This window comes from Leucobacter sp. HNU (assembly GCF_047946755.1).
Classification (GTDB): Bacteria; Actinomycetota; Actinomycetes; order Actinomycetales; family Microbacteriaceae; genus Leucobacter.
Window position 1 is genome coordinate 764,351 of record NZ_CP178837.1, and the last position, 24,318, is coordinate 788,668.

Consider the following 24,318-nt stretch of genomic DNA (forward strand, 5'->3'; position numbering starts at 1 on the left):
GATGGAGACCATGGCCAAGCCCTCCCCGTTCTTCATCACGACGCCGATCTTCTACGTCAACGACGCTCCGCACATCGGGCACGCGTACACCGAGGTCGCCGCCGACGTGCTCGCCCGCTGGCACCGCCAGGCGGGCGACGACACCTGGTTCCTCACCGGCACCGACGAGCACGGCCAGAAGATCCTGCGCACCGCGACCGCCAACGGCGTCGCTCCCAAAGAATGGGCCGACCGCCTGGTCGAGTCCTCGTGGAAGCCGCTGCTCGACCTGATCGACATCTCGAACGACGACTTCATCCGCACGACCGACGCGCGCCACGAGGCGGGCGTCGCGAAGTTCCTGCAGAAGCTCCACGACGACGGCCACATCTACGCGGGCGAGTTCGAGGCGCTCTACTGCGTCGGCTGCGAGGAGTTCAAGCCGAAGAGCGAGATCGTCGACGGCACGGGCGAGTTCGAGGGCCAGAAGGTCTGCGCGATCCACTCGAAGCCGCTCGAGCTGTTGCAGGAGAAGAACTACTTCTTCAAGATGAGCGCGTTCCAGGACCGCCTGCTGGCGCTCTACGAGGAGCGCCCCGATTTCGTGCAGCCCGCGAGCGCGCGCAACGAGGTCATCGCGTTCGTGCAGCAGGGGCTCGAGGATCTCTCGATCTCGCGCACCTCCTTCGACTGGGGCATCCCGATCCCGTGGGATTCCTCCCACGTCACCTACGTCTGGTTCGACGCGCTGCTCAACTACGTCACCGCGATCGGCTACGGCGAGGACGACGAGCAGTTCCGGCGCCGCTGGCCGGCGAACCACCTCGTGGGCAAGGACATCCTGCGCTTCCACGCCGTCATCTGGCCGGCCATGCTCATGGCGGCCGGGCTCGAGGTGCCCGACCACGTGTTCGCGCACGGCTGGCTGCTGGTCGGCGGCGAGAAGATGTCGAAGTCGAAGCTCACCGGCATCGCGCCGAACGAGATCACCGACACCTTCGGCTCCGACGCGTTCCGCTACTACTTCATGCGTGCGATCTCGTTCGGACAGGACGGCTCCTTCAGCTGGGAGGATCTGGCCGCGCGCTACCAGGCCGAGCTCGCCAACGGCTTCGGCAACCTGGCGAGCCGCGTGCTCGCGATGAACGCGAAGTACTTCGACGGGGTGCAGCCGCAGGCCGCCGGGGAGACCGCTGCGGACGCCGCCATTCGTGAGCTCGCGGCGTCGGTCGCGTCCCGTGCCGACGAGCGGATCAGCGCCTTCGCGGTGCACGAGGCCATCGCTGCGATCTGGGAGCTCGTCGACGCGCTCAACGGCTACATCACCGAGCAGGAGCCCTGGGCCCTCGCGAAGGATCCCGCGCAGCGCGACCGCCTCGCGACCGTGCTCGCGACCGCGACCGAGGGTCTGCGCGCCCTCGCGCAGCTGCTCGCCCCGGTGGTCCCGGTCGCGACGGCCAAGCTGTGGACCGCGCTCGGCGCCGAGGCGGCCCTGGGCGCCCTGAGCGCTCAGCCGATCCGCGAGGCCGGCACGTGGGACCGTCTGCCCGCGGGCACCCCGCAGCAGAAGCTCGACGTGCTGTTCCCGCGCATCGAGACCGACGGGAAGTAGGCGCCGCATGAGCGACCAGTCCTCAGCGGAGCCCGACGCGGCGCCGCAGCCGCCGGCCGGCGGCCTGCGCAAGCGCTCGACCGACGGCTCCCTCCCCGGCACGCAGAGACGCGACCTGCAGCGACCGGCGAACCCGGAGCCGCTGCCGATCCCGGTCTACGACAACCACACCCACCTCGAGTTCGAGGACGGCTTCGAGCAGCTGGATCCCGCCGAGTCGCTCGACAGGGCCGAGTCGGTGGGCGTGCGCGGCGTCGTGCAGGTCGGCACCGACCTCGAGACGAGCCGCTGGAGCGCGCAGATGGCCGCGGCCGATGCGCGCGTGCTCGCCGCGGTCGCACTGCACCCGAACGAGGCGCCCCGTCTCGCGGAGCGCGGACTGCTGTGCGAGCACCTCTCCGAGATCTCCCGGCTCGCGGCGCACCCGCGCGTGCGCGCGGTCGGCGAGACCGGGCTCGACTTCTTCCGCACCGGCGAGGACGGGCGCGAGGCTCAGCTCGAGTCGTTCGAAGCGCACATCGACATCGCGAAGGCGAACGGGATCGCGCTCCAGATCCACGACCGCGACGCCCACGACGACGTCGTGGCGACGCTGCTCCGCGTCGGGGCGCCGGATCGCACGGTGTTCCACTGCTTCTCGGGCGACGTCGAGCTCGCGAGGATCTGCGCCGAGCACGGCTGGTACCTGTCGTTCGCCGGGACGTCGACCTTCAAGAACGCGCCCGCTCTGCGCGAGGCCATGCGCGTCGCCCCGTCGAGCCGGATCCTCGTCGAGACCGATGCGCCGTTCCTCACCCCGGAGCCGTTCCGCGGCCGGCCGAACGCGCCGTACCTGCTGCCGCACACCGTGCGACGCATGGCGGAGACGCTGGAGCAGCCGCTCGACGAGGTCTGCGCCCTGCTGGCCGAGAACACCGAACGGGTCTACGGCTCGTGGCAGATGGAACCGGAGACCCGATGAGCCCCGACGCGGAACCCTCGCCGGCGCTCCTCGGCCCCGTCGAAGTGCGCGAGCTCGCCGAGCGTCTCGGCGTCTCGCCGACCAAGAAGCTCGGCCAGAACTTCGTGATCGACCCCAACACGGTGCGCAAGATCGTGCGCCTCGCGGGCGTCGAACCCGGCGACCGGGTCATCGAGGTCGGGCCGGGGCTCGGATCGCTCACCCTCGGCATCACGGAGGCCGGCGCCGACGTGACGGCGGTCGAGATCGACCACCGGCTCGCTGCGGAGCTGCCGAGCACGGTGCGGGCGATGCAGCCCGGGGTCTTCGCCGACCCCGGCGCTCCGCGGTTCCGGGTGATCCGCAGCGACGCGCTCGAGCTCACGGCCGAGCATCTCGCCGAGCTGCCGGCCGAGCCCGAGGTGCTCGTCGCGAACCTGCCCTACAACGTGTCGGTGCCGATCCTCATGCAGTTCCTCGAACTGATGCCGTCGCTCCGGTCCGGGCTCGTCATGGTCCAGGCCGAGGTCGGCTACCGCATCGCAGCGGGTCCGGGATCGAAGGAGTACGGCGCACCGAGTGCGAAGGCCGCCTGGTACGGCGAATGGGGGTCGCCGGAACGGTGAGCCGACGCATCTTTTGGCCGGTGCCGAATGTCGACTCCGTGCTGGTCTCGTACGTCCGCGCCGAGGAGCCGCGCGGTTCCGAGGCGGAACGCGGACTGACCTTCTCGCTCGTCAACTCCGCCTTCGCGCAGCGGCGCAAGATGCTGCGCCAGTCGCTGCAACCGGTGCTCGGTCCGCTCGAACGCGCGGTCGGGACGCTCGAGGCGGCGGGCGTCGATCCGATGGCTCGAGCCGAGCAGGTGTCGATCGATGACTTCCACCGCATCGCCCGAGTGCATGCCGCATCCGAGGTGCGCTAGCGTAATCACATGGGGACGAGGCAGACGCAGACGGTAACGGTCCGGGCGCCTGGCAAGATCAACGTCTTCTTCCGAGTCGGGGCGCTGCAGGACGACGGCTACCACGACGTCGCGTCGCTGTATCAGGCGGTTTCGCTCTACGAGGAGGTCACCGCGGCCCCCGCTGACGACTTCTCGGTGCGGTTCACCGGCCCCATCGATACGAGCGCCCTGCGCACCGACGATTCCAACCTCGCGATCCGCGCGGCGAAGCTGCTGGCCGAGCGCACGGGCGCGGGTCAGGGCGTCTCGCTGACCGTGCACAAGCGCGTGCCGATCGCGGGCGGCATGGGTGGGGGTCCGCGGACGCGGCAGCCACGCTGCTCGCCTGCGACGAGCTCTGGGGAACGGGTCTCGGACGGGCGGGACTGCTGCCCCTCGCGGCGTCGCTCGGGGCCGATGTGCCGTTCGCGCTGGAGGGCGGAACCGCGGTCGGCACCGGCCGCGGCGACGAGTTGAGCGCGGCGCTCGCGAAGGGCACCTTCCACTGGGTGCTCGCGCTGTCCGACGGCGGTCTCTCGACTCCGCTCGTCTACCGCACGCTCGATCAGCACCGCGACGAGCACTCCGCCGACATCGTGCCGACGCCCGAGCAGGTGCGCGTCGATACCGCCGTGCTGCAGGCCGTGCGCTCGGGCGACGCGGGCTCGCTCGCCGACGCGATGCACAACGATCTGCAGGCTGCGGCGTTCCGCTTGGCGCCCGAGCTCTCCGAACTGCTCGAACTGGGGAGTCGCGCGGCGCGCTCGCCGGCATCGTCTCGGGATCCGGACCCACCGTCGCGTTCCTCGTCGCCGACGCGGTCGCGTCGGCCGAGCTCCAGGCGGTGCTCGCGCGCGCCGGGATCCGCACGCTCACGGCGACCGGACCGGTGCCCGGCGCGCGCAGGATCGACTGAGCGGCCGCAGGCCGGACCCCGAGAGCGAGGCGACCCATGAGCACGACGACCGGTACCCGGAGGAGCACCAGCCGGATCCTCCCCTCCGCGGTCGCGATCCTGATCGCCGGAACCCTCGCCGGCTGCGGCTCGGTGAACGCGGGGACGGCCGGGAAGCAGACGACCGAGCGCGAGTTCCGGAACGACCCGGCGATCGAATCGGTGGAGCTCACCAGCTCGAACACCCTGCCCTGGTCCGGCTCCGTGGGCGGGTCCCTCACCGCCAGGGCCGGCCTGAGCGACGACGAGCTCGCGGAACTCGTCGACCGGGTCGGCGCGTTCGAGAGCCAGAAGCACGACGGCGCGAGCGTGAGCCTGCGGGTGGTCGTCGACGACGTCACGCTGCACGTCCTGCCGGATCGTGCGCGGAACGCTCGGCTCGTCGCGGTTGCGAACCAGCTGCGCGGCGACACCGGCGTCGTCTCGGCCGAGATCGAGATGCCCGTCGCGCGCGGTGCCAGGCTCACCGCGCTCACCGTGAGCGCCGACCGGGCGTTCGAGCTCGCCGCGGCGACCCCTGAGCCGCTCCGGGAGCATGCGGACGAGCCGCCGGTCGAGATCGCCGTCTCCTCAGAGGACGGGGTGTCGCTCGAAGGCGTTCAGGGCGGCACCTGGATCGCGGACGCCCAGCGCGTGTGGGCGACGGTCGGTCTGCGCGTACGCGTCGACGAGCTGCAGGCCACGCCGGAGACCATCGACCTGCACGTCGCCGACCCCACCGAAGTCGCCGCGGCGCGACAGGCCGCCGAGTCGGCGCTCGGCGATCACACGATCTCGCTCAGCGTCGAGTAGCCGGGGAATGCCGACGGCGACTGCGACGTTCCACTCGGTATGACCGCGTCGGCGAACGACCCGGATCCCGGCCCGGCGGGCACGCAGGCGGGGATCACCGCCGACGTGTGGTTCGACACCCGGTGTCCCTGGTGCTTCATCGGGAAGCGGCGTTTCGAACGAGCGGTCACGCGGTTCCGCACGGCCCACCCCGAGGTGCCGGTGGCCGTGCGGCACCGCAGCTTCGAGCTCGCGCCCGGGATCGCCGACCGCTACGCGGGTTCGGAGGCCGACTACCTGCGCCAGTACGAGGGAGTGCCCCAGGACCACGCCGACCGGCTGCTGCCCGAGCTCGAGCGGCTCGCCGCCGAGTCCGGGATCGAGATGCGCTTCGACGGCCTCCCCTCGTCAACACCCGGAGGGCGCACCGGGTGTTCCAGCTCGGCGCCGCTCGCGGCATCGGCGAGCAGGTGCTCGACCGGCTCTTCGTCGGCTATTTCGCGGAGCACCGGGACCTCTCGGACCCCGCGACCCTCGGGGCGCTCGCCGCGGAAGCGGGCCTCGACGCGAGCGATGCCCGCGCGGCGGCCGAGGATCCCGCGTGGGACGCGGTGATCGATCTCGAGCAGCGGAGGGCCGACATGCTCGGGATCCAGGCCACCCCCTACTACCTGCTGAACGCGCGGTACGCGATCCCGGGCGCGACCGGCGAGGCGGAGTTCGAACGCGCCCTCGGGACGGTGCTCGCGAAGTCCGTGCCCGAGCGGCGGGAATAGCGGGAGCCGATCCCGTGCTGTACCCGTCGTGAACGAAACGATCCGCGTCGACGTCTGGTCCGATATCGCCTGTCCGTGGTGCTTCCTCGGCAAGCATCGCTTCGCACGAGGGCTCGAGGCCTTCGCCGAGGCCAACCCGGGAGTGCGGGTCGAGGTGGAGCACCACAGCTACGAACTCGCGCCCGACACCCCCGAGGACTTCTCGGGCAGCGAATACGACTTCCTCGCCAAGCACAAGGGCATGCCGTTGCCGCGCGTCCAGGACATGCTCGGCGAGATGACCCGGCTGGCGGCGAGCGAGGGACTGACCTTCGACTTCGACCGCCTCCAGCACGTGAACACGCGGCGGGCCCACCGGATCCTGCACCTCGCGAAGGACCGCGGCGTGCAGTCCGAGGTGCTCGAACGGCTCTTCCGCGCATACTTCTCCGAGGGGCTCGACCTCTCCGACCCGGAGCGCCTCGCCGATCTCGCGGCGGAGGCGGGACTCGACCGCGCGGAGGCCCGCGCGGCGCTCGACGACCCCGCCTACGGCGACGCCGTCGACAGCGACATCACCCGCGCTCGCATGCTGGGCGTGACCGGAGTACCCTTCTTCCTGTTCGACCAGAAGTACGCGGTTCCCGGAGCGCAGGGCGCCGAGGTCTTCACCGATGTGCTGGGGCAGGTCCTCCAGCTGGGTCGCAGCGGCGAGGGCGCCGGGGAGAACGGTTCCGACGGTTCGACGAACGAAGGGGAGGCGCGATGAGCGGCACCACCAAGGACACTGAGCTGAGCGAGGAGGCGGCCTCGGCCGTGGTCGCGGCGGACGCGGCGTTCGACAGCGGGTTCGGCGCGGCCGGATTCGCCGATGCCGAGTCGCGGGAGATCCTGAACCTGCTCGGCGATGACGCGGCTGCGGGCGGGTCCTGCTGCGGCGGATCCTGCTGCGCGGTCTGATCCCGGGATCGATTCCTCCGATCAGCGGGCGGTGAGGCCGCCCGCTGACCCGGCGTACCCTCGGCCGTTCGGCCGTTCGGCCGTTCGGCCCGCGGAGCCGGAGGCTGGCACGCGCGTCATAACACGACTTCTTCGAACGCTGTTCAGTGCTTCTCAAGGTGCGGTTCCTAGCGTTTCCGGTACGGGGCGAACGTCCCGCGCCGCGGCCACCGCGGTGTCCTGCCACGAAGGAACCACTCCTCTCATGACGAACACCACACGACCTACCGCCGACGCCGGACTCCTCGTGCTGCGCATCGTCGCAGGCGGCATCTTCGCCGCCCACGGCGCGCAGAAGATCTTCGAGTACACCATCCCGGGAACCGTCGATGCCTTCGCCGGCATGGGCGCACCGCTTCCCGCGATCGTGGCACCGGTGATCGCATTCCTCGAGCTGATCGGCGGCGTGCTGCTGATCCTCGGACTCCTCACCCGCCCGGTCGCGCTGCTGCTCGCCGTCGACATGCTCGGCGCGATGGTGCTCGTGCACTTCGCGGCCGGTCTGTGGGTCGGGGAGGGCGGATACGAGTTCGTCGCCGTGCTCGGAGCCGCGGCGCTCGCGCTCGCGTTCACCGGGGCGGGGCGCTTCGCCCTCGATCCGGCGGTGCTGCGGGGCAGGGCCGCGGTCCTCGCGTGAGCCGGGATCCCCGGTCGGCGTCCGATGCGGGGCATCGGACGCCGACCGGGGTCAGGCCCCGGAGGTCCCGATGACCGCCGGGGGCATCAGCGCCTCGAGCGCGAGCAGCAGCAGCGAGAGCAGGAGCATCGCGGGGTACTGGGCGATCAGCTGATCCGAGGCCCAGTACAGCGCGAGCGTGCCGCCCGAGACCACCGCTGCGATCGTCGCGATCCGCTGCGTCCACCGGGCTTTGGCGGGTCGGCGGCGCAGCACCGCGAGGAGCGCGCCGGCCGCGAGTACGGCGAACACGGCCCCCAGCGCCAGCTCGAGCACCGGTATCCCGATCCCGAACACCGCCGGGATCCCGCGCATGAGAGCGCCGAGCGGCGCGAACCAGCCGGGAACCCGCGTGTTGCCCGAGGCGCCGTCCGCGACCAGCAGGATGTCGGCCGATCCGAAGCCCGAGCGGATCTTGACGACGCCTTCGACGCACCAGAGCGCGCCCAGCGCGGATCCGATCACCAGGGTGATGAGGCCGGTGGCGATCGCGGCGGCGGTCGGCCGGCTCCGGGATGCGGCCGAGGCGATCATGCGAGCTTCGCCGCCCCGAACACGGCCTTCGCCTTGTCGCAGTGGATCACGACGTCGCTGTACTTCGACAGGTCGATACCCGACAGCGGGAACTGCTGCTCGGCCGAGTCGAAGGAGATCGCGTCGATCCGCATGCCGGCCTCGACGGCCGCCTCGTCGGTGCCGTTGGTCAGGTAGACGTGCAGGTCGGGGCCCTCGTCGGAGGAGAACCCCGTGAGCATGAGCGCCGTATCGGTCAGGGTCGCGGTGCCCGCGACCTTCTTCCCGTTCAGGCCGGCGAAGGAACCGGACCGCTCCGTCTTCGCCGTCGTGCTCGGTTCGCTCGACCGGCTGGTGGTCGTGCCCGGCTTCGTCGTGGCGGACGACATGGCGTCCGTCGTCCCGGTGCTGCAGGCGCTGAGCGAGCCGGCGAGCGCGGTGGCGGCGAGGACGGTGAGGGAGACGGTGGCGAGCTTGCGCATGATGCGCTCCAATCTGTTCGGCGGTTCCGCGGAATGCGGTCGATTCCGACGCTAGGCAGCGGCGGCTCGCCCGTGAGCGGTTGTTTCAGCTCCGTAAGGAATGGGCCGCGCGCTCACCGTGCCGGAGTAGTGTCGGGCCGAACGGAGGAGGTGGCATGAGCGATTCGCTGCAGCAGGAGCGGTCCGGCGACGCGAGCATCGACGGTGCGAGCGTGATGCTGGTGGAGGACGATCCCACGGTGCGCGGAGCGGTCGCGCAGTATCTCGGCGCGCACGGATTCCGGGTGCGCGCCTACGCGAACGGCTCGGCGGCCCGGTCCGCGCTCCTCGCCGACGGGCCGGGGGAACGGGCGGACGTGCTCGTCGTGGACCGCATGCTCCCGGGGCTCAGCGGCGACGAAGTGGTGCGCGAGGCCCGCGCGCTGAGCGATGTTCCGATCCTCATGCTGACCGCGCTGGCCGAGACCGAAGACCGGGTCGAGGGACTCGAGCTCGGGGCCGACGACTACCTGGCGAAGCCGTTCTCGCTGCGCGAGCTGACCCTCCGCATCGGGTCGCTGGTGCGGCGCTCGCGTGCGGCGGCGGTCGCGGCGGACCGCCTCGTGCTCGGCGACTTCGAGATCGACTCGGGGCAGCGGCGGGCCTGGGTCCGCGGCGAGGAGGTCCTGCTGACCTCGCGCGAGTACGATCTCCTGCGGTACCTCGTCCGGCATCCGGACCGGACTCTCGGCCGCGATCGGCTGATCTCCGAAGTCTGGGGATGGAGCTTCGGGGACCGCTCGACGGTGACGGTGCACGTGCGCCGACTCCGCGAGAAGATCGAGCACGATCCGGCGGACCCCCGTTACCTGCGCACCGAGTGGGGTGCCGGGTACCGGTTCTCGGCCACCGGGCGGGACTCCCGGACGGCGGCGGGCTGATGGGGGCCGGGATGATGCCGCTCGGCGTGGCGGATGTGCTCGTGATCCTGGGGACCGCGCTCGGCTGCGCGGTCGTGGTCGGGGCGCTCGCGCTCCTCGCGATCCGGTTGCTCCGCGCCCGGCCGTTGTTCGTCCACTTCCTGGTGGTCCCGTGCGCTGCCCTGCTCGCGACGGCCGCCTCGGTGCTCACGATCTCGGTCGAGATGTACCTCTCGCCGCACGACCTCACCGTGCTGGTCTGGGTGCTCGGCGTGTCGACCGTGTTCGGCACGGGGCTCGCGTGGGCGCTGGCGCGCCTTGTGCGGCGGGGCTTCTCCCGCGCGACCCGATCCGCTCGCGCGATCGGCGACGCGTCTGCGGGCGGGGCATCCGCGGTGCCGGTCGCATCCGGCCCGGGCGGCGATTCCCGGGGCGGCATCGAGCCCGGGACGTCGCGGGCGGGGGCGGCCGAGCCCGCGGAGTTCGCCGAGCTGACCCGTGAGCTGTCGGACGTCTCCGAGCGCGTGCGCGAGGCGCGGGCGGAGCTCGAACGCCTCGATTCGGCGCGGCGGCGATTCTTCGCGTGGATCTCGCACGACCTGCGCACGCCGCTCACCGCGCTGCGCGCGATGTCGGAGGCTGCGGCCTCCTCCGAGGCATCGGCGGATCTCCGCGGGTTCGCGGAGCGGGTGGGGGCGCAGTCCGTCTCGATGTCGCGGCTGGTCGACGATCTCTTCGAGCTGTCGCGGCTCGGCGCGGGGACGGTCCGCCTGCAGACCGAGCAGGTCGATCTGCTCGATGTCGTCTCGGACGCGGTGGCGGAGGTGCGGGTCGCTGCCGCTCGACGAGGGGTGCGGATCGTCGCGCGCGAGGTCGCCGGACAGGCGGTCTGGGCCGATCCGCACCAGCTCGGGCGGGTCGTCACGAATCTGCTCACGAACGCGGTGCGGCACGCGCCGGAGGGGACGGCGGTGCTGATCTCGGTATCGGCGCTGCCGGGGAGCGGGTCGTGCTCGGCGTGCTCGACCAGGGCGGGGGCGTCGCGGTCTCGGACCTGGACCGCATGTTCGACGTCGGATGGCGGGCCAGCGCGTCGCGCGGCGGCGGATCGGGCGACGCGGTGGATTCCGCGATCGCCCCCGGGTCCGGGCTGGGGCTCGCGATCGCGCGCGGCCTGGCGCGTGCGCACGGCGGCGATGTGGTCGCCGAGCACACGGACGCCGGGTTCCGCGTGAGCGTGGAACTGCCGGTGCACGCGGGGGCGTGAGCGCTGCGGGGCGCATGGCTCGCGCGGCGCCGTTCAGTCCTCGAGCGGAAGCCGCGCGTGGCGAGCGCGGTGGCGACGGACGCCGTCGCGGTTCGCGCACCGGACGCTGCAGTAGCGCTGCCTGCCGTTGCGCGTGACGTCGACGACGACGTTCCGGCAGGGATCGGACGGCGTGCGGCCTGCGGCGCAGCGCGCGAGCCGGTGCATGCCGCGCGTGGTCAGGTGCAGCGCGGTGCCGACGCTGATGACCGCCTCCAGTACGTGGGGCAGCGACTGGTCGGCGTCGCGGTAGTGCAGGTGCCAGCCCTCGCCGTCGTGGTTCGTGAGGCGAGGGAACGCGGCGACCCGGGCGAGGTGCGCGTTCAGGAGCGCCGCGCGGGCGTCGTCGTCGGGCGCGTCGACGACGGCGAGCCAGCGGCGCACGACCTCGCCGACGTCGGCGCGGTCCGACGGGGCGGAGGGCGCGAACTCCTTGCGCATGCCGAACTCCCGAGCGCGTGCGACGATCCCGGCCCGGTCCGTCGGCCAGTCGTTCGCCAGGGATGCCGCGAGCAGGACCGCGTACTCGCCGTAAGGGTTGAGCTGCATAGGGGCATTACATCATGCTGAACGACGGTACCGCGTCCGAACGAAGCACGGAGGTCGACGATGACGGGACTCATTAGCTGGAGCGCAGCCGGCGGGATGGCGCTCGCCGCCCTCGCCATGGTGCTCACCCCGGGCCCCAACATGATCTACCTGGTGTCGCGGAGCATCGCCCAGGGGCGATCGGCCGGACTGATCTCGCTCGCCGGGACCGGGCTCGGGTTCGTGATCTACATGACGATGGCGAACCTCGGCCTCGCCGTCGTGTTCGAGATCGTGCCGTGGCTCTACATCGGCCTGAAAGCGCTGGGCGTCGCCTACCTGGGTGCCCTGGCCTGGAAGGCGCTGCGGCCGGGCGGGAGCGGCGTGTTCGAGACCGGGCCGCTCGCCCCGGACTCCTGGTGGAAGCTGTTCCGCACGGGGCTCGTCACCAACCTGCTGAACCCGAAGGCCGCCGTCATGTACCTCGCGCTGATCCCGCAGTTCATCGACGCCTCCGGCAGCGGCGCGATCGCGCAGGGATTCCTGCTCGGTGGAATCCAGATCCTCGTCAGCCTGCTCGTCAACGCGTGCATCGTGCTGGCTTCCGGTTCGATCGCAGGATTCCTCGCCGGCCGGCCCGCGTGGACGCTGTGGCAGCGCAGGATCACCGGGAGCCTGCTCGGCCTCACCGCGATCCTGCTCGCCCGCGACGTGCCTGCGGCAGCACGAGCCTGAGCGCGGCCCGTTCGGTTCAGCCCCCGAGCGTCGTCGCGAAGCGCTCGCGCAGCGCGACGATCGCATCGACCGGGAGGCCCGCGGCAGCGCCGAGCTCGCTCCACTCGTCCAGCATCCGGAGGGTCTGCCCGGTGTGCCTGCCGAAGTGCGTCCGCATGTAGCGTTCGAGGTCGATCGGCACGAGCGTCGGAGCCACGCGCAGCGCGACGGCCAGACCGGCTCTCAGCGCCGCGGCCTCTGCCGCGGTCACCCTGCCGGCAGGCGCGGGCGCGGCGGAGCGCGTCGAAGCCGAGCCCCGCCGCGCGGAGGCGACCGCCGCACGCGCCTGCGCCGAGGCCGCGCTGACGGCGGGCAGCTCCGCGAGCAAGCCGCTCCACCGCTCGCCGCCGATGCGGAAGCCCGCGACGACGGGGATCACGAGGGCGGCCTGCTCCAGCACTCGGCGCACCCCCGTGCGACGGGTGCGCGCCGCGCCGCGGAGGAGCGACGCGGCGCGCGACGCCCCGGTGCCCGCGAGGGCGAAGGCGAGGCCGCCGGGCCCCCACCAGCGCACCGGATCCTCGCGCGTCGCGAGGAACTCGGGCACCGCGACGACCCAATCGAGACCCGCCGCGGCCCGTCGCAGCGCGACCACATCGCCCGGGGTCTGCGAAACGGCGGCGAGCAGCGCGCCCGGAGATCCGGCCAGCACGCGGCGCAGCTCGTTCACCCGCGGAGACGCGGTCGTGATCACGGCGTCCCAGCGCTCCTCGCCCGCGGGCGGATGCGCCCCGGTGACATCGATCGCGGGTACGCGGCGCCGCCGCACGGCGCCGCAGCCGCCGCGGCGCGCGCGAGCGGTCGCGATGTCGAGGCGGTCGGCGCCGGTGCGGAGGCCCGCCCAGGCGTCGATGCCCTCCGGCAGCACGGAGAGGAGCATCCGGGCCACCGGCCCTCGACCGATCACGAGCACGCGCATGGGCTCACGATAGCCCGTCGTGGCCGGCGCCGGGGGAACGACGGCACCGGCCACGAGGCCTCAGCGGTCCGCCCCGACCGGGGCGGACCGGGGCTCGGGCGCGCTCCGCTCCCGCATCCCGCGCTCGTCGTCCAGCCAGTTCGCGCCGCTGTTGCGCAGGAAGAACACGTAGACGACGAGGGAGACGGCGATCACTCCGGTGACGTACATGATGAACTGCGGCACGTGCCACGTCTCTCCCGCGGCGAAGCCCCGATACCGGGAACGCGCGGGCTGAACGAACCCGTGTGCGCCCGGGCCCTCGGGGGTAGCGTGGAGCCATGCAGATCTCCGGCCAGCCGACGGGCGACCTCACCTACTCAGACGTCTTCCTCATTCCCCGCCGATCCGCGGTCGGTTCACGCTTCGCCGTCGCTCTGGCCCCCGGCGACGGGACGCCCGCGACGATCCCGCTCGTCGCCGCCAACATGAACTCGGTCTCGGGTCCTCGCATCGCGGCGGCCCTCGCCCGCCGGGGCGGCCTCGCCGTGCTGCCGCAGGACCCGCCGTTGTCCGTCGTCGCCGACGCGATCCGCTGGGTCAAGCAGCGCCCCGCGTTCTGCGATGCGCCCATCGTCGCCGGCGCCGGCGATACGGCCGCCGATGCGCTCCGCCGGGTCCCGCCGAGCGAGCAGCACGGCCTCCTCGTCGTGCGGGGCGCCGCCGACCGCTACGCCGACGGTGCGGCCGACCCGGACGACGCAGCCGTCGGGATCCCCATCGACGACGTGCTCGGCGTGCTCCCCGCCCACCGACTCGCGAGCGTACCGGAGGACGCCCGGCTCGGCGATCTCGTGCGCGGTGCGCTGCCCACCATTCCCGCGACCGAGCTCGCCGGCGGCCGCGCCGCGTTCGACGCCGTGCTCTCTGCGGAGGACGCGCTCGGCGCATCGATCCTCTGCGTCATCGAAGACGATCGCGTGATCGGGACGATCACGAGCCGCAGCGCCCTGCGCAATACGCTCTACGGCCCCGCAGCCGACCACGACGGCCGGCTCGCCGTCGCCGCGGCCGTCGGCATCAACGGCGACGTCGCCGCCAAGGCCTCGGCGCTCGCCGCGGCCGGGGCGGACGTCCTCGTCGTCGACACCGCCCACGGTCATCAGGAGGGCATGATCCGCGCCCTGCAGACGATCGCGGGCCTCGACCTCGGCCTTCCCCTCGTCGCGGGCAACATCGTGACCGCCGACGGCGTGCACGACCTCGTGAACGCCGGAGCCACCATCCTGAAGGTGGGCGTCGGCCCCGGGGCGATGTGCACGACGCGCATGATGACCGCCGTTGGCCGTCCCCAGTTCTCGGCCGTGCTCGAGACGGCCGAGGCCGCGAGCGAACTCGGCGCGCACGTCTGGGCCGACGGCGGCGTGCGCTATCCGCGCGACGTCGCACTGGCGCTCGCCGCGGGTGCCGCATCGATCATGGTCGGTTCCTGGTTCGCCGGCACCGTCGAGGCGCCGGGCGAGCTCGTCGCCGACGCCGATGGCAGGCTCTACAAGGAATCCTGGGGCATGGCCTCGACCAAGGCGGTGCAGGCGCGCTTCGGCGGTCTCGACCCCTACGAGCGCGCCCGGAAGGAGCTGTTCGCCGAGGGCATCTCGTCGTCGAAGATCTACCTCGACCCGCAGCGGCCGAGCGTCGAGGACCTGGTCGACATGATCACCTCCGGCGTCCGGTCGTCGTTCACCTACGCGGGAGCGGGCAGCGTCGCCGAGTTCCACGAGCGGGCGCACGTGGGCCTGCAGTCGGCCGCGGGGTACGAGGAGGGCAAGGCGCTGCCGGTCTCGTGGTGAGCACCGCGTCCGCGGCATGACACGATGGAGGCATGACTTCCGAACTCCGCTCCGCGAGCGCATCGGCGAACCTCGGCCGCACCGAGACGGCCGAGCGGGCCGCGGCGATCGACCTGCACCGGATCCGCGTCGAGCTCGATCTCACCGCGGCCCCCGACCCCGCCGTATCGGTGTTCCCGACGGTCACGACCCTCGAATTCGACGCGCGCGCCGATGCGACCTGGATCGACTTCATCGGCGACTCGGTGGGGCGGGTCGAGGTGAACGGCGTCGAACAGCCGGTGCGCTACGACGGGGCGCGCGTGCGCATCGACGGTCTCGGCGGGTCGGCGGAAGCCGCGACCCCGGCGATCGTGCGCATCGACGCGCTGGGCGTGTACAGCCGCAGCGGCGAGGGACTGCACCGCTACGTCGATCCGGCCGACGGCGAGACCTACCTCTACACGCAGTACGAGCCGGCGGATGCGCGCCGCGTGATGGCCTGCTTCGAGCAGCCCGACCTCAAGGCCGAGACCACGTTCTCGGTGCGGGCGCCCGAAGCCTGGACCGTGCTCTCGAACACGGTGCCGACGGGGGAGCGGGTGCCGGGGGCCCCGATCGAGTTCGCGCCGACGAAGCCGATCTCGAGCTACATCACCGCGGTCGCCGCGGGTCCCTACTTCGGCGTGCACGACTCCTGGACGAAGGCCGGGGGCGGGCTCGAGATCCCGCTCGGCGTCTACTGCCGCGCATCGCTCGCCGAGCACCTCGACGCCGACGAGATCCTCGAGGTGACCAAGCAGGGCCTCGACTTCTTCCACGAGCGCTTCGGCTTCGACTACCCCTGGGGCGTCTACGACCAGATCTTCGTGCCCGAGTACAACCTCGGCGCGATGGAGAACCCCGGCCTCGTGACCTTCACCGAGTCCTATGTGTTCCGTGGCGCCGCGACCGAATCGCAGCGCGAAGGCCGCGCGAACACGATCCTGCACGAGATGGCGCACATGTGGTTCGGCGACCTCGTGACGATGCGCTGGTGGGACGACCTGTGGCTCAAGGAGTCGTTCGCGGACTTCATGGGGGCGTTCGCGGCCTCGCGGGCGACCCGCTTCACCGACGCGTTCGTGACGTTCGCGAACCGGCGCAAGGCCTGGGCCGTCGAGCAGGATCAGATGCCGACCACGCACCCGATCGTCGCCGATATCCCCGACCTCGAAGCCGCGAAGCTGAACTTCGACGGCATCACCTACGCCAAGGGGGCGGCGGTGCTGAAGCAGCTCGTCGCATTCGTCGGCGAGGACGCCTTCTTCGCGGGCGCCCGTCGCTACTTCGCGGACCACGCCTACGGCAATACCGAGCTGAACGATCTGCTCGTCGCACTCGAGGAGGCCTCCGGCCGGGATCTCCGCGCCTGGTCCGCCGCCTGGCTCGAGACCACGGGCCTGTCGACGCTCGAACTGGATCGCGGCTCCGGGACCGAGGGGTCCTCAGCGGCCCGCATCCTGATGAGCGATCCGCGTCCGCACCGGATCGCGGTCGGGGGTACGGTCTCGACCCGCTGTCGGGCAAGATGATCCGTCGCGAGCGCGTGGAGCTCGACCTGGTCGACGCCGGGACGCCGCTGCCCGTCGGCGCCGACCTGCTGGAGCGGTACGACCTCTGGCTCCTGAACGACGACGATCTGAGCTACGCCAAGATTCGTCTCGACGCGCGCTCGCTCACCGCGGTGACGGCGCACCTCTCGGGGATCACCGACCCGCTGGCCCGCGGGCTCGTCTGGTCGGCGCTCTGGAACGCGACCAGGGACGGGGAGCTGCCCGCCCGCGAGTTCCTCGCGATCGTCGCGAAGCACGCCGGTTCCGAGGCCAACGTCGGACTGCTGGAGACCGTGCTCGGCAATGCGGCTCTGGCGGTGCGCAGCTACGTCCGCGCCCAGCATCGCGCGGACGCGCAGTGGGCGCAGCTGGAGCTCGCCGCGCACCAGCTCGACGCGGCAGAAGCCGGGAGCGGATCGCAGCTCGCGTGGGCGCGGGCGTTCGCAGCCGCGGCCGAGCGCGACGGCTCCGAGTCCGAGCGCGTCGCCGACGTGCTGCGCGGGCACGAGGACGCCGTTCCGCTCGGCCTCGCCCTCGACGCCGACCTGCGCTGGCGCCTCCTGACCGCGCTGGTCGCGACCGGCCACGCCGGTGAAGCGGAGATCGCCACGCAGCTGGCGAGCGACGACACCGGCAGCGGACGCACCTGGGCGGTGCGCGCCCGGGCCTCGGTGCCCGACGCCGCGGTGCGCGTGGCAGCGTGGGAGCGGGCCTGGACCGATCTCGAACTCAGCAACGAGCACCTGGACGCGACCATCGCCGGCGCGCGCGCCGGCGGACGCGACGACCTGCTCGGGGACCTGCCCACCGATTCCGAGAACGGGTACTTCGCCCGGATCCTGCCCGCCTGGCGGACGCGGAGCATCGAGATCGCGAAGCGGCTCGTGCTGGGTCTCTTCCCCGAGACGATCGACACCGCGGACGTCGACGCCTGGCTCGACGCCAACACGGAGGCGCCGGCATCGCTGCGTCGGCTCGTGATCGAGCAGCGCGACCGGCTGGCGCGACGCATCCGCGTGCGCGCTGCGCAGCCGGCGTAGCGATCCTGGCCGTCATCCGTCGCGCCCGGTCGTCATCCCGCGCGACGGAGGAGTCGCAGGATCCGCCGGATCCCGCGACTCACAGGCTTGCGCGGAACGGCGGACGAACGTCTGGAACAATAGAACGCGATCCCCAGTCGGGGAACCGGAGCACAAGGAGCGAACGTGCAGTTCATTTCGACCCGCGGCGGCCTCGAGCCGTCGGAGTTCAGCGCGATCCTGCTCGAGGGCCTCGCGCCCGACGGCGGTCTCGTGGTGCCGGCCGAGCTGCCTCGTGTCGATGCCGCGACGCTCGAGTCGTGGCGCGGCCTCGACTATGCGGGCCTCGCGACCGAGGTGATCTCGCGTTTCGCGACCGACATCCCGCGCGCCGACCTCGAGGCGATGTGCCGAGCGGCGTACTCCGCCGAGAACTTCCCGACCGAGGGCGTCGTCCCGCTCACCGAGCTCGACGGCGGCATCACCCTCGTCGGCCTGTCCGAGGGGCCGACCTTCGCGTTCAAGGACATGGCGATGCAGTTCCTCGGCCAGTCGCTCGAGTACGTGCTCGAGCGCACGGGCCGTGCGCTCAACGTGCTCGGGGCGACCTCAGGCGACACCGGATCGGCCGCCGAGTACGCGCTGCGCGGCAAGGATCGCGTCGCCGTCTTCATGCTGTCGCCGCAGGGACGCATGAGCGCGTTCCAGCGCGCGCAGATGTACTCGCTGACCGACGACAACATCCACAACATCGCGGTCGAGGGCGTCTTCGACGACTGCCAGAATCTCGTGAAGGACCTGTCGGGCGACCTCGCGTTCAAGCAGCGGCATCAGCTCGGTACGGTCAACTCCATCAACCTCGGCCGCATCACCGCGCAGACCGTCTACTACGTATGGTCCTGGTTGCGCGCGAGCGACGCGGTCGTGCCCGAGCAGCGCGCCGGCTTCGAGGTCTCGGTCACGGTGCCGTCCGGCAACTTCGGCAACATCCTGTCCGGCTGGTACGCGAAGCAGCTCGGCGTTCCGCTGCGCCGCCTCGTGCTCGCCGCGAACGAGAACAACGTGCTCGACGACTTCTTCCGCACCGGCGTGTACCGCCCTCGCAGCGCCGCGGACACCCACGCGACCTCGAGCCCGTCGATGGACATCTCGAAGGCGTCGAACCTCGAGCGCTTCATCTTCGAGCTCGTCGGCCGCGACGCGGAGCGCCTCAGCGATCTCTGGACCGAGCTGTCGGAGCGCGGCGAATTCGATCTCTCGGGGGAGCAGGTCCGCTTCGCCGACGAGTTCGGCTTCGCGAGCGGCACGAGCACGCACGCCGACCGGGTGGCGACGATCCGCGCCGTGCACGAGGCGACCGGCATCACCATCGACCCGCACACCGCCGACGGCGTGAAGGTGGCGCGCGAGCACCAGGAGCCCGGGATCCCGATGCTCGTGCTCGAAACCGCGAAGCCCGCGAAGTTCCCCGAGATCGTGGTCGAGGCGATCGGCGCGGCCGCACCGCTGCCCGACGATCTCGCCGCGATGCTCGAACTGCCGCAGCACGTCACCGAGATGGCCGACGATGCCGAGGCGCTGCGCGCCTTCATCGCGGAGCGCGCCACGGCCTGATCCGCGACCGATCCGAGGCGGCCGGGCGAGGCGTCGACGCGGAGTCGGCGGCCCCGCCTACGCTGGGGGACCACAGGTCCACCGACGAAGGGCAGGGTGATGTTCGGCCGCCGCGAACGACGGGAACTCGAAGGGCGTATCGCCGACCTCGAATCGAGGCTGCAGGGCTCCGGCGGATCGGGGCGCCCCGTGCGGGGCGGCGCTGCAGCGGGCGCGCGAGCCGCCTGGGGAGACGGCTTCGGCCTGCTCGCCACGCGTGCGCTGCAGATCATCATCGTGCTCGTGCTCACCGCAGGGGTGGTGCTCGGCCTGCGCGTGCTCAGCACGGTCGTGATCCCGATCCTGCTCGCCCTCATCTTCGCGAGCACCTTCGCGCCCGTGATGCGCTGGCTGCGGGGGCGGAACGTCCCGCCGGCGCTCGCGACGGTGATCGTGCTGCTCGGCATCGTCCTGATCCTCACCGGGATCGGCTGGATGATTACCTGGGCGGTCATCGACCAGTGGGACGATCTCTCGGACCAGGCGATCGAGGGCTACGCCCAGGCCGCAGCCTGGGTCCAGACCCTGCCGTTCGCCCCGAGTTCGGACCAGCTGCTCGAATGGCGGGACGCGCTCGTGCACTTCGCGACCAGCGCGGAGTTCGGCTCGGGGGCGCTCGCGGGCGTCGGGGCGGTCGCGAGCTTCGTGACCGGACTCATCCTCATGGTCGTCGTGCTCTTCTTCTTCCTCAAGGACGGCGCGGTCATCTGGCGCTTCCTGCTGCGACCCTTCCGGGGCGAGGCGCTCGCACGTGCCGAGCGCATCGGCGACAAGGCCGTCGTGACCCTCGGCTCCTACGTGCGCGGTACGGCCGCGGTGGCGGCGGTCGACGCGATCGGCATCGGCATCGGACTCGTGATCCTGCACGTCCCGCTCGCCCTGCCGCTCGCGGTGCTCACGTTCCTGCTGTCGTTCATCCCGTTCATCGGTGCGACGCTCGGCGGGACCCTCGCCGCGCTCGTCGCGCTCGTCGCGAACGGGCCGATCTCGGCCGTGATCGTCGTCGGCGTGGTGGTGCTCGTGAACCAGCTCGAGGGCAATCTGCTGCAGCCCGTGCTCATGGGGCGCACGCTCAAGCTGCACGCGCTCGTGATCCTGCTCGCGCTGACCATCGGCACGGTGCTGAGCGGGGTGCTCGGGGCGGTGCTCGCCGTGCCGATCGCGGCGGTCGCGTGGGGCATCATCCAGGTGTGGGACGGTCCCGCTCTCCCGGCGAAGTGGGCCCGCCCCAACCCGCGCTGAACGGTCCGGAGCGGTCCGGCCTCCGTGCCGGTTCCGATACGCTGAGCCCAGGACCGCGGCCATGCCCGCAGACACTTCGAAGGAGACGCGTCCATGATCCGATTCCTGCTGGGACTGGCATCGCACCTGGTGCTCGCCGCGGTGGCGCTCATCATCGCCTCGCTCGTCGTCGACGGTGTGCACCTGCAGCCGGGCGGCTTCCTCGTCGCGGTCGGCGTGCTCGCGCTCGCGCAGGCGGTCCTCGCGCCGTTCGTCTTCAACCTGGCCCGTCGGTACGCGTCGGCGGTGCTCGGCGGCATCGGCCTCGTGTCGACGTTCCTCGCGCTCTGGATCGCGACGCTGTTCCGCGGCGGGCTCACGATCGACGGCGCGGCCGCCTGGATCGCCGCACCCATCATCGTGTGGGTGGTCACGGCGCTCGGCGGGTGGATCATCATGGGCGTAATCGTGGAGCGCTGGCTGAAACGCCGCGAGGAGGACCGTCTGCTCGACCGCCGGGAGGCGAAGCGCCGGTGACCTCCGACGGTGCGGGCGGCGCGCGGCTCGTCGCCGAGCGCGTATCGCTCGTCATCGACGGTGCGACGCTGCTACCCGAGACCTCGGTCGAGATCGACGCGGGGGAGTGCGTCGCGCTGCTCGGACCGAACGGCGCCGGCAAGACGACCCTGCTGCGACTGCTCTCGGGGAGGGTGCGTCCGAGCGGCGGGCGCGTGCTGCTGCGCGGATCGCCGGTGGACGAACGCCAGGCAGCGACCCGTCGGGCGTTGGCGACGCTGATCGAGCCGCCCGCGCTCTACCCGGATCTCACGATCTCCGACCACCTCGCGCTCGTGGCCGCGCTCTGGGACGACGCGGACCCGGTCGGCACCGCGCTCGCGCGGTTCGAGCTCGGCGCGCTCCGTGACCGGTTCCCGCACGAGCTGTCGAGCGGGCAGCGGCAGCTCGCGCACCTGGCCCTCGTCTTCGCGAGGCCCGCCGAGGTGCTGCTGCTCGACGAACCCGAGCAGCGGCTCGACCCGGACCGCAGGGCGCTGCTCGCAGCAGCGATCCGCGGGGCCCGCGAGCGCGGCGTCGCGGTGGCGTGCGCGAGTCACGCCCCCGACCTCGTCGAGCGCGTCGCCGATCGTCGGGTGCGGGTCGGGGAATGACCGTGCGGCCCGTTCCGGCCGAGGGGTCGCTCGCGAGTGCGCGTGCGGTCCTCGGCCGCCGCGCGACCCGTGCGGCGGACGACGGTGTCGTCTATCGCACGTACCTCGTCGTGATGATCGCGCTCGTGGTGGTGGCGCCCGTGCTGCGCGCCGCGACGCTCGCACTCGCCGACGCGTGGCCGGGGCTCGGCGCCTCCGGCGCGAACACCGCGGGCGCCGTGGTCTGCGCGGTGCTCGCCGCGTGCGCGCTGCTCGGAGCGCAGCGCGGGCCGGCCTCCGCGTCGCTGCCGGAGATCGACCTGGTGCTCTCCGGGCCCGGATCGCGCGTCCGCTTGCTCGCTCCGACGGTGCTCCGCGCATTCGGGGTGGCGGCCGTCCTCGGTGCGCTCGGCGGTGGCGTGTTCGGCATCGCCACCTCGCCTCCCGCCGCGTGGGCGCTCGCGATCGCGGTCGGAGCCGGCCTGGGCCTGTGCGCCGCGGCGGCGGTGCTCGCGGGGCAGCTGGGCCGCGGAGTCCGCGCGGCGCTCGGGACGGCCCTGGTGCTGCTCGGCGCCGTGGTCGCCCTGCTTCCGGGATCCTGGCTCCCCGCGCTCGGGATGGCCGCCGCCGTGATCGGCGTCGCTGGGGCGGCGCTCGCCCCGGGGTTCGCCTCGCGGATCCCGCTGCGGACGCTGCGGGATCAGGCCGCTCGCTGGGAGGACGTCTCGATGTTCGCGCTCTCGGGCGATCCGGCGATCGCGGCGGCTCGGCTCGGGGCTCCCGTACGAGTCGGGCGGCGCTGGCGCTGGCGGGTTCCGCGCCGGGCGGTTCCCGCGATCCTGCTCCGCGACCTCCGAGGCGCGCTGCGGGCTCCGGCGCGCAGCCTTCTCGCCGTGGCTGCGCTGACCGGCGTGGGCGCCGTGCTCGCAGTCGCGACGGGTCGGTCGGGATCGCCCCTGGGCGCGCTCCCCGACGCGCCGGCGGCGGCGCTCGTCGGCGCAGTGGCAGGTGCAGGCCTCTACGCCGCACTGGGGCCGCTCTGCCGCGGCCTCGGAGCCGCCGCAGAGGGGATCGGAGGCCCCGGGCTGCTTCCGCTGTCTCCGGGCCGGCTACTGGCTGCGCACGCGATCCTTCCGAGCGCGCTCGCGATCCTGCTTCCCGTGCTCGGTACGATGATCGCCGGTGCCGCGGGCGGGAGCGGTGCCGCGGGCGGCACCGTCGGTGCATCCGGTGCCGGTGGTGCGGCCGGCATCGCCGGGCCGATCCTTCTCGCGGTCATCGGGCTGGCTGCGATGGCGCAGCAGCTGCGGGTCCTCGCGGTGCTGAAGGGGCCGCTGCCGCAGCGCCTGCTGGCGCCCATCCCGACCCCGGCTGGCGACCTCTCCGCACTGAACGTCCTCGCGTGGACCTTCGACGGTCCCGTCTGCGCGGCCGCGGTCGGCGCGCTGATCGCGGGGCTGGCGGTCGGCGCCCCGCAGGCGCTCCTCCCGGTGGCCCTCCTGATCCTGCTCGGACTCGGGTACTGGATCCGGGCACGCTACCGCACCGCGCGAGGGCGGTAGCGCCGGTGCGGTCGGCCGATTCCGGTCGGCGGCGCTAGAGCTCCAGGCGCGCGCCTCCGTCGTCATCGAGCCGGGGGAACGCCAGGAGTTCGCCTCCGGTGACCGCGAGCGCCTCGCGCACCCGCTGTTCGAACAGGGCCAAGCCGGGGCCGGACAGCATGCCGTCGTGGGTCAGGAACACGCGGCGCGGCGCGTTCGCCAGCACGAAGTCCATGACGTCGCCGATCGTCGACCAGGGCGAGCCGATCGGCACGCCGAGCACGTCCGCGCGGAAGGGCGGCCGCGCGAGCGAGTCCCCGCCGTAGGCCAGCGAGCCGTTCACCCGCACCCCGATGTTGTCGATGACGGGGATGCTCGCGTGCAGCACCTCATGCCGATGCCCGTAGAAGTCGAGCTCGAAACGGCCCGCGGTCGCCGAATCGCCCTCGTGCACCACCACGGCGTCGGGGATCCCTGCGGCCTGCAGCGCCTCGGCGGTCGCCCGGGTGGTGAAGACGCCCGCGCCGGGCGCGGCGGCGCGGATCGCGGCCAGGTTCGGTGCGGACCAGTGATCGCCGTGCTCGTGGGTGATCACCACGCCCGCGATCGTCGACTCGGCTGAAACCGCCTCGATCGCCGCGGCGAGCTCGGTCTCGGTGGTGAAGGATCCGGGATCGATGAAGAGGGCGTGACCCTCGTGCTCGAGCACCAGGCCGGCATGGGAGAGACGGAATCCGCGCATGCCGCGATCCTAGACCCGGTGGATGCGCGTGAGCCAGGGGCCCGTGGGGCGTCGGGCCGGTCATGCGGCCGGGCGTGGATGGGCACGGCGGGGTGCGACGGGGCGCGCAAAAATGGCGGAATCACGGGCGACGCGCCGTGGAACACGGCCCGATTTGTGGCGCTGTGAATCCGTGTGTCAGAATATACGAGTTGCCGCGGCACGGGGGAAGCCCCGGGAAGCGCAACCAGCTCGGCCCCATCGTATAGCGGCCTAGTACGCCGCCCTCTCACGGCGGTAACGCGGGTTCGAATCCCGCTGGGGTCACCGAGAAACGAAAGCCTCGCCTTCGGGCGAGGCTTTCGTCGTTTCTGCGTGCGTTCGTGTTCGGGGATGCGGCATTCTCGGGGCGTGAGTCTGCCCCTGCCTTGGGCCCGGGTCTGGGGGCCTGCCCCTGGGCGTCCCCGCCCCGGTCGGGCGGTGGGGCCTGGGTCGGGCGGTGCGCGGTTGCGTCCTCCTCCACACGAGGAAGGAGATTCGCGCTCAGACGGAGGCTTC

24 protein-coding genes, 1 tRNA gene and 5 pseudogenes are annotated in these 24,318 nt (G+C 72.3%); 23 read left to right on the top strand and 7 right to left on the bottom strand.

The annotated features are described in order from the left end of the window. Nucleotides 1-10 precede the first annotated feature (10 nt). The 5 genes and pseudogenes from metG (at nt 11) to AB3K78_RS03695 (ending at nt 5,224) form a co-directional block, all read left to right on the top strand. On the top strand, nt 11-1,591 hold the full coding sequence (gene metG, locus AB3K78_RS03675) for a methionine--tRNA ligase (protein WP_416446286.1): 1,581 nt from the start codon (nt 11-13) through the stop codon (nt 1,589-1,591). A 7-nt stretch (nt 1,592-1,598) separates the two neighbouring features. Next, complete coding sequence (locus AB3K78_RS03680) at nt 1,599-2,552, top strand: TatD family hydrolase (protein ID WP_416446288.1); 954 nt, start codon at nt 1,599-1,601, stop codon at nt 2,550-2,552. After that, a pseudogene (gene rsmA / locus AB3K78_RS03685) lies at nt 2,549-3,456 on the top strand (16S rRNA (adenine(1518)-N(6)/adenine(1519)-N(6))-dimethyltransferase RsmA). The gene AB3K78_RS03680 and the pseudogene rsmA overlap by 4 nt, the downstream one beginning before the upstream one ends. Before the next feature lie 9 nt (nt 3,457-3,465). Continuing rightward, nucleotides 3,466-4,393 (top strand): annotated as a pseudogene (locus tag AB3K78_RS03690) (4-(cytidine 5'-diphospho)-2-C-methyl-D-erythritol kinase). A gap of 36 nt (nt 4,394-4,429) precedes the next feature. Then, a complete protein-coding gene (locus AB3K78_RS03695) occupies nt 4,430-5,224 on the top strand; it encodes a hypothetical protein (protein WP_416446290.1) in 795 nt (264 codons plus the stop codon). Here AB3K78_RS03695 and AB3K78_RS03700 read toward each other — a convergent pair. Next, entirely contained in the window at nt 5,197-5,394 is a 198-nt protein-coding gene (locus AB3K78_RS03700) for a hypothetical protein (RefSeq protein WP_416447395.1), read from the bottom strand. The two genes, AB3K78_RS03695 and AB3K78_RS03700, sit on opposite strands and share 28 nt — an antisense overlap. Here AB3K78_RS03700 and AB3K78_RS03705 point away from each other — a divergent pair. From AB3K78_RS03705 to AB3K78_RS03725, 5 genes and pseudogenes are all read left to right on the top strand, one after another. Further along, nucleotides 5,330-5,545 (top strand): annotated as a pseudogene (locus AB3K78_RS03705) (DsbA family protein); the annotation flags it as partial. The gene AB3K78_RS03700 and the pseudogene AB3K78_RS03705 overlap by 65 nt on opposite strands. Before the next feature lie 77 nt (nt 5,546-5,622). Beyond that, nucleotides 5,623-5,979: pseudogene (locus AB3K78_RS03710) on the top strand (DsbA family protein); the annotation flags it as partial. A 28-nt stretch (nt 5,980-6,007) separates the two neighbouring features. Continuing rightward, nucleotides 6,008-6,727: a DsbA family oxidoreductase gene (locus AB3K78_RS03715; protein WP_416446292.1), complete on the top strand. Its 720-nt coding sequence runs from the start codon at nt 6,008-6,010 to the stop codon at nt 6,725-6,727. Then, nucleotides 6,724-6,918, top strand: a complete 195-nt coding sequence (locus AB3K78_RS03720; protein ID WP_416446294.1) for a hypothetical protein — start codon at nt 6,724-6,726, stop codon at nt 6,916-6,918. Before AB3K78_RS03715 ends, AB3K78_RS03720 begins: the two co-directional genes overlap by 4 nt. Nucleotides 6,919-7,162: 244 nt before the next feature. Further along, on the top strand, nt 7,163-7,594 hold the full coding sequence (locus AB3K78_RS03725; RefSeq protein WP_416446296.1) for a DoxX family protein: 432 nt from the start codon (nt 7,163-7,165) through the stop codon (nt 7,592-7,594). Nucleotides 7,595-7,645: 51 nt separating this feature from the next. Here the strand turns inward: AB3K78_RS03725 and AB3K78_RS03730 are convergent, their stop codons facing one another. Both AB3K78_RS03730 and AB3K78_RS03735 read right to left on the bottom strand, forming a co-directional pair. Then, on the bottom strand, nt 7,646-8,167 hold the full coding sequence (locus AB3K78_RS03730) for a hypothetical protein (RefSeq protein ID WP_416446298.1): 522 nt from the start codon (nt 8,165-8,167) through the stop codon (nt 7,646-7,648). Continuing rightward, nucleotides 8,164-8,628: a DM13 domain-containing protein gene (locus tag AB3K78_RS03735; RefSeq protein ID WP_416446300.1), complete on the bottom strand. Its 465-nt coding sequence runs from the start codon at nt 8,626-8,628 to the stop codon at nt 8,164-8,166. The genes AB3K78_RS03730 and AB3K78_RS03735 overlap by 4 nt, the downstream gene beginning before the upstream one ends. 155 nt (nt 8,629-8,783) lie before the next feature. Between AB3K78_RS03735 and AB3K78_RS03740 the strand changes: the two genes are divergently transcribed. From AB3K78_RS03740 to AB3K78_RS03750, 3 genes and pseudogenes are all read left to right on the top strand, one after another. Further along, nucleotides 8,784-9,548, top strand: coding sequence for a response regulator transcription factor (locus tag AB3K78_RS03740; RefSeq protein WP_416446302.1), 765 nt, complete (start codon nt 8,784-8,786; stop codon nt 9,546-9,548). 203 nt (nt 9,549-9,751) lie between these two features. Then, nucleotides 9,752-10,228: pseudogene (locus AB3K78_RS03745) on the top strand (histidine kinase dimerization/phospho-acceptor domain-containing protein); the annotation flags it as partial. Between the two features lie 317 nt (nt 10,229-10,545). Further along, entirely contained in the window at nt 10,546-10,794 is a 249-nt protein-coding gene (locus tag AB3K78_RS03750; RefSeq protein ID WP_416447298.1) for an ATP-binding protein, read from the top strand. A 33-nt stretch (nt 10,795-10,827) separates the two neighbouring features. Here the strand turns inward: AB3K78_RS03750 and AB3K78_RS03755 are convergent, their stop codons facing one another. Next, on the bottom strand, nt 10,828-11,382 hold the full coding sequence (locus tag AB3K78_RS03755) for a CGNR zinc finger domain-containing protein (protein ID WP_416446304.1): 555 nt from the start codon (nt 11,380-11,382) through the stop codon (nt 10,828-10,830). Between the two features lie 60 nt (nt 11,383-11,442). Here AB3K78_RS03755 and AB3K78_RS03760 point away from each other — a divergent pair, with 60 nt between their 5' ends. Next, nucleotides 11,443-12,096 carry a LysE family translocator gene (locus AB3K78_RS03760; RefSeq protein ID WP_416446306.1) on the top strand — a complete coding sequence of 218 codons (654 nt, stop codon included), beginning with the start codon at nt 11,443-11,445 and terminating at the stop codon, nt 12,094-12,096. Between the two features lie 16 nt (nt 12,097-12,112). Here AB3K78_RS03760 and AB3K78_RS03765 read toward each other — a convergent pair whose 3' ends face one another. Together AB3K78_RS03765 and AB3K78_RS03770 are read right to left on the bottom strand one after the other, a co-directional pair. Then, complete coding sequence (locus AB3K78_RS03765) at nt 12,113-13,054, bottom strand: hypothetical protein (RefSeq protein ID WP_416446308.1); 942 nt, start codon at nt 13,052-13,054, stop codon at nt 12,113-12,115. A 60-nt stretch (nt 13,055-13,114) separates the two neighbouring features. After that, nucleotides 13,115-13,279, bottom strand: a complete 165-nt coding sequence (locus AB3K78_RS03770; RefSeq protein WP_416446310.1) for a hypothetical protein — start codon at nt 13,277-13,279, stop codon at nt 13,115-13,117. A gap of 95 nt (nt 13,280-13,374) precedes the next feature. Between AB3K78_RS03770 and AB3K78_RS03775 the strand changes: the two genes are divergently transcribed. From AB3K78_RS03775 to AB3K78_RS03810, 8 genes are all read left to right on the top strand, one after another. After that, nucleotides 13,375-14,883, top strand: a complete 1,509-nt coding sequence (locus tag AB3K78_RS03775) for a GuaB1 family IMP dehydrogenase-related protein (protein WP_416446312.1) — start codon at nt 13,375-13,377, stop codon at nt 14,881-14,883. Between the two features lie 32 nt (nt 14,884-14,915). Continuing rightward, nucleotides 14,916-16,436: an aminopeptidase N gene (gene pepN, locus AB3K78_RS03780; protein ID WP_416446314.1), complete on the top strand. Its 1,521-nt coding sequence runs from the start codon at nt 14,916-14,918 to the stop codon at nt 16,434-16,436. Beyond that, a complete protein-coding gene (locus AB3K78_RS03785) occupies nt 16,433-17,497 on the top strand; it encodes an ERAP1-like C-terminal domain-containing protein (RefSeq protein ID WP_416446316.1) in 1,065 nt (354 codons plus the stop codon). Before pepN ends, AB3K78_RS03785 begins: the two co-directional genes overlap by 4 nt. Before the next feature lie 165 nt (nt 17,498-17,662). After that, on the top strand, nt 17,663-19,090 hold the full coding sequence (thrC, locus tag AB3K78_RS03790) for a threonine synthase (protein ID WP_416446318.1): 1,428 nt from the start codon (nt 17,663-17,665) through the stop codon (nt 19,088-19,090). 99 nt (nt 19,091-19,189) lie between these two features. Beyond that, entirely contained in the window at nt 19,190-20,371 is a 1,182-nt protein-coding gene (locus tag AB3K78_RS03795) for an AI-2E family transporter (RefSeq protein ID WP_416446320.1), read from the top strand. Nucleotides 20,372-20,464: 93 nt separating this feature from the next. Then, on the top strand, nt 20,465-20,887 hold the full coding sequence (locus AB3K78_RS03800; RefSeq protein WP_416446322.1) for a phage holin family protein: 423 nt from the start codon (nt 20,465-20,467) through the stop codon (nt 20,885-20,887). Then, nucleotides 20,884-21,519: an ABC transporter ATP-binding protein gene (locus tag AB3K78_RS03805; protein WP_416446323.1), complete on the top strand. Its 636-nt coding sequence runs from the start codon at nt 20,884-20,886 to the stop codon at nt 21,517-21,519. Before AB3K78_RS03800 ends, AB3K78_RS03805 begins: the two co-directional genes overlap by 4 nt. Further along, a complete protein-coding gene (locus AB3K78_RS03810) occupies nt 21,516-23,060 on the top strand; it encodes a hypothetical protein (protein ID WP_416446324.1) in 1,545 nt (514 codons plus the stop codon). The genes AB3K78_RS03805 and AB3K78_RS03810 overlap by 4 nt, the downstream gene beginning before the upstream one ends. 34 nt (nt 23,061-23,094) lie before the next feature. Here the strand turns inward: AB3K78_RS03810 and AB3K78_RS03815 are convergent, their stop codons facing one another. Continuing rightward, complete coding sequence (locus tag AB3K78_RS03815; protein ID WP_416446325.1) at nt 23,095-23,781, bottom strand: MBL fold metallo-hydrolase; 687 nt, start codon at nt 23,779-23,781, stop codon at nt 23,095-23,097. A 233-nt stretch (nt 23,782-24,014) separates the two neighbouring features. Between AB3K78_RS03815 and AB3K78_RS03820 the strand changes: the two genes are divergently transcribed. Next, a tRNA-Glu gene (locus tag AB3K78_RS03820) sits at nt 24,015-24,087 on the top strand. Nucleotides 24,088-24,318: the final 231 nt, after the last annotated feature.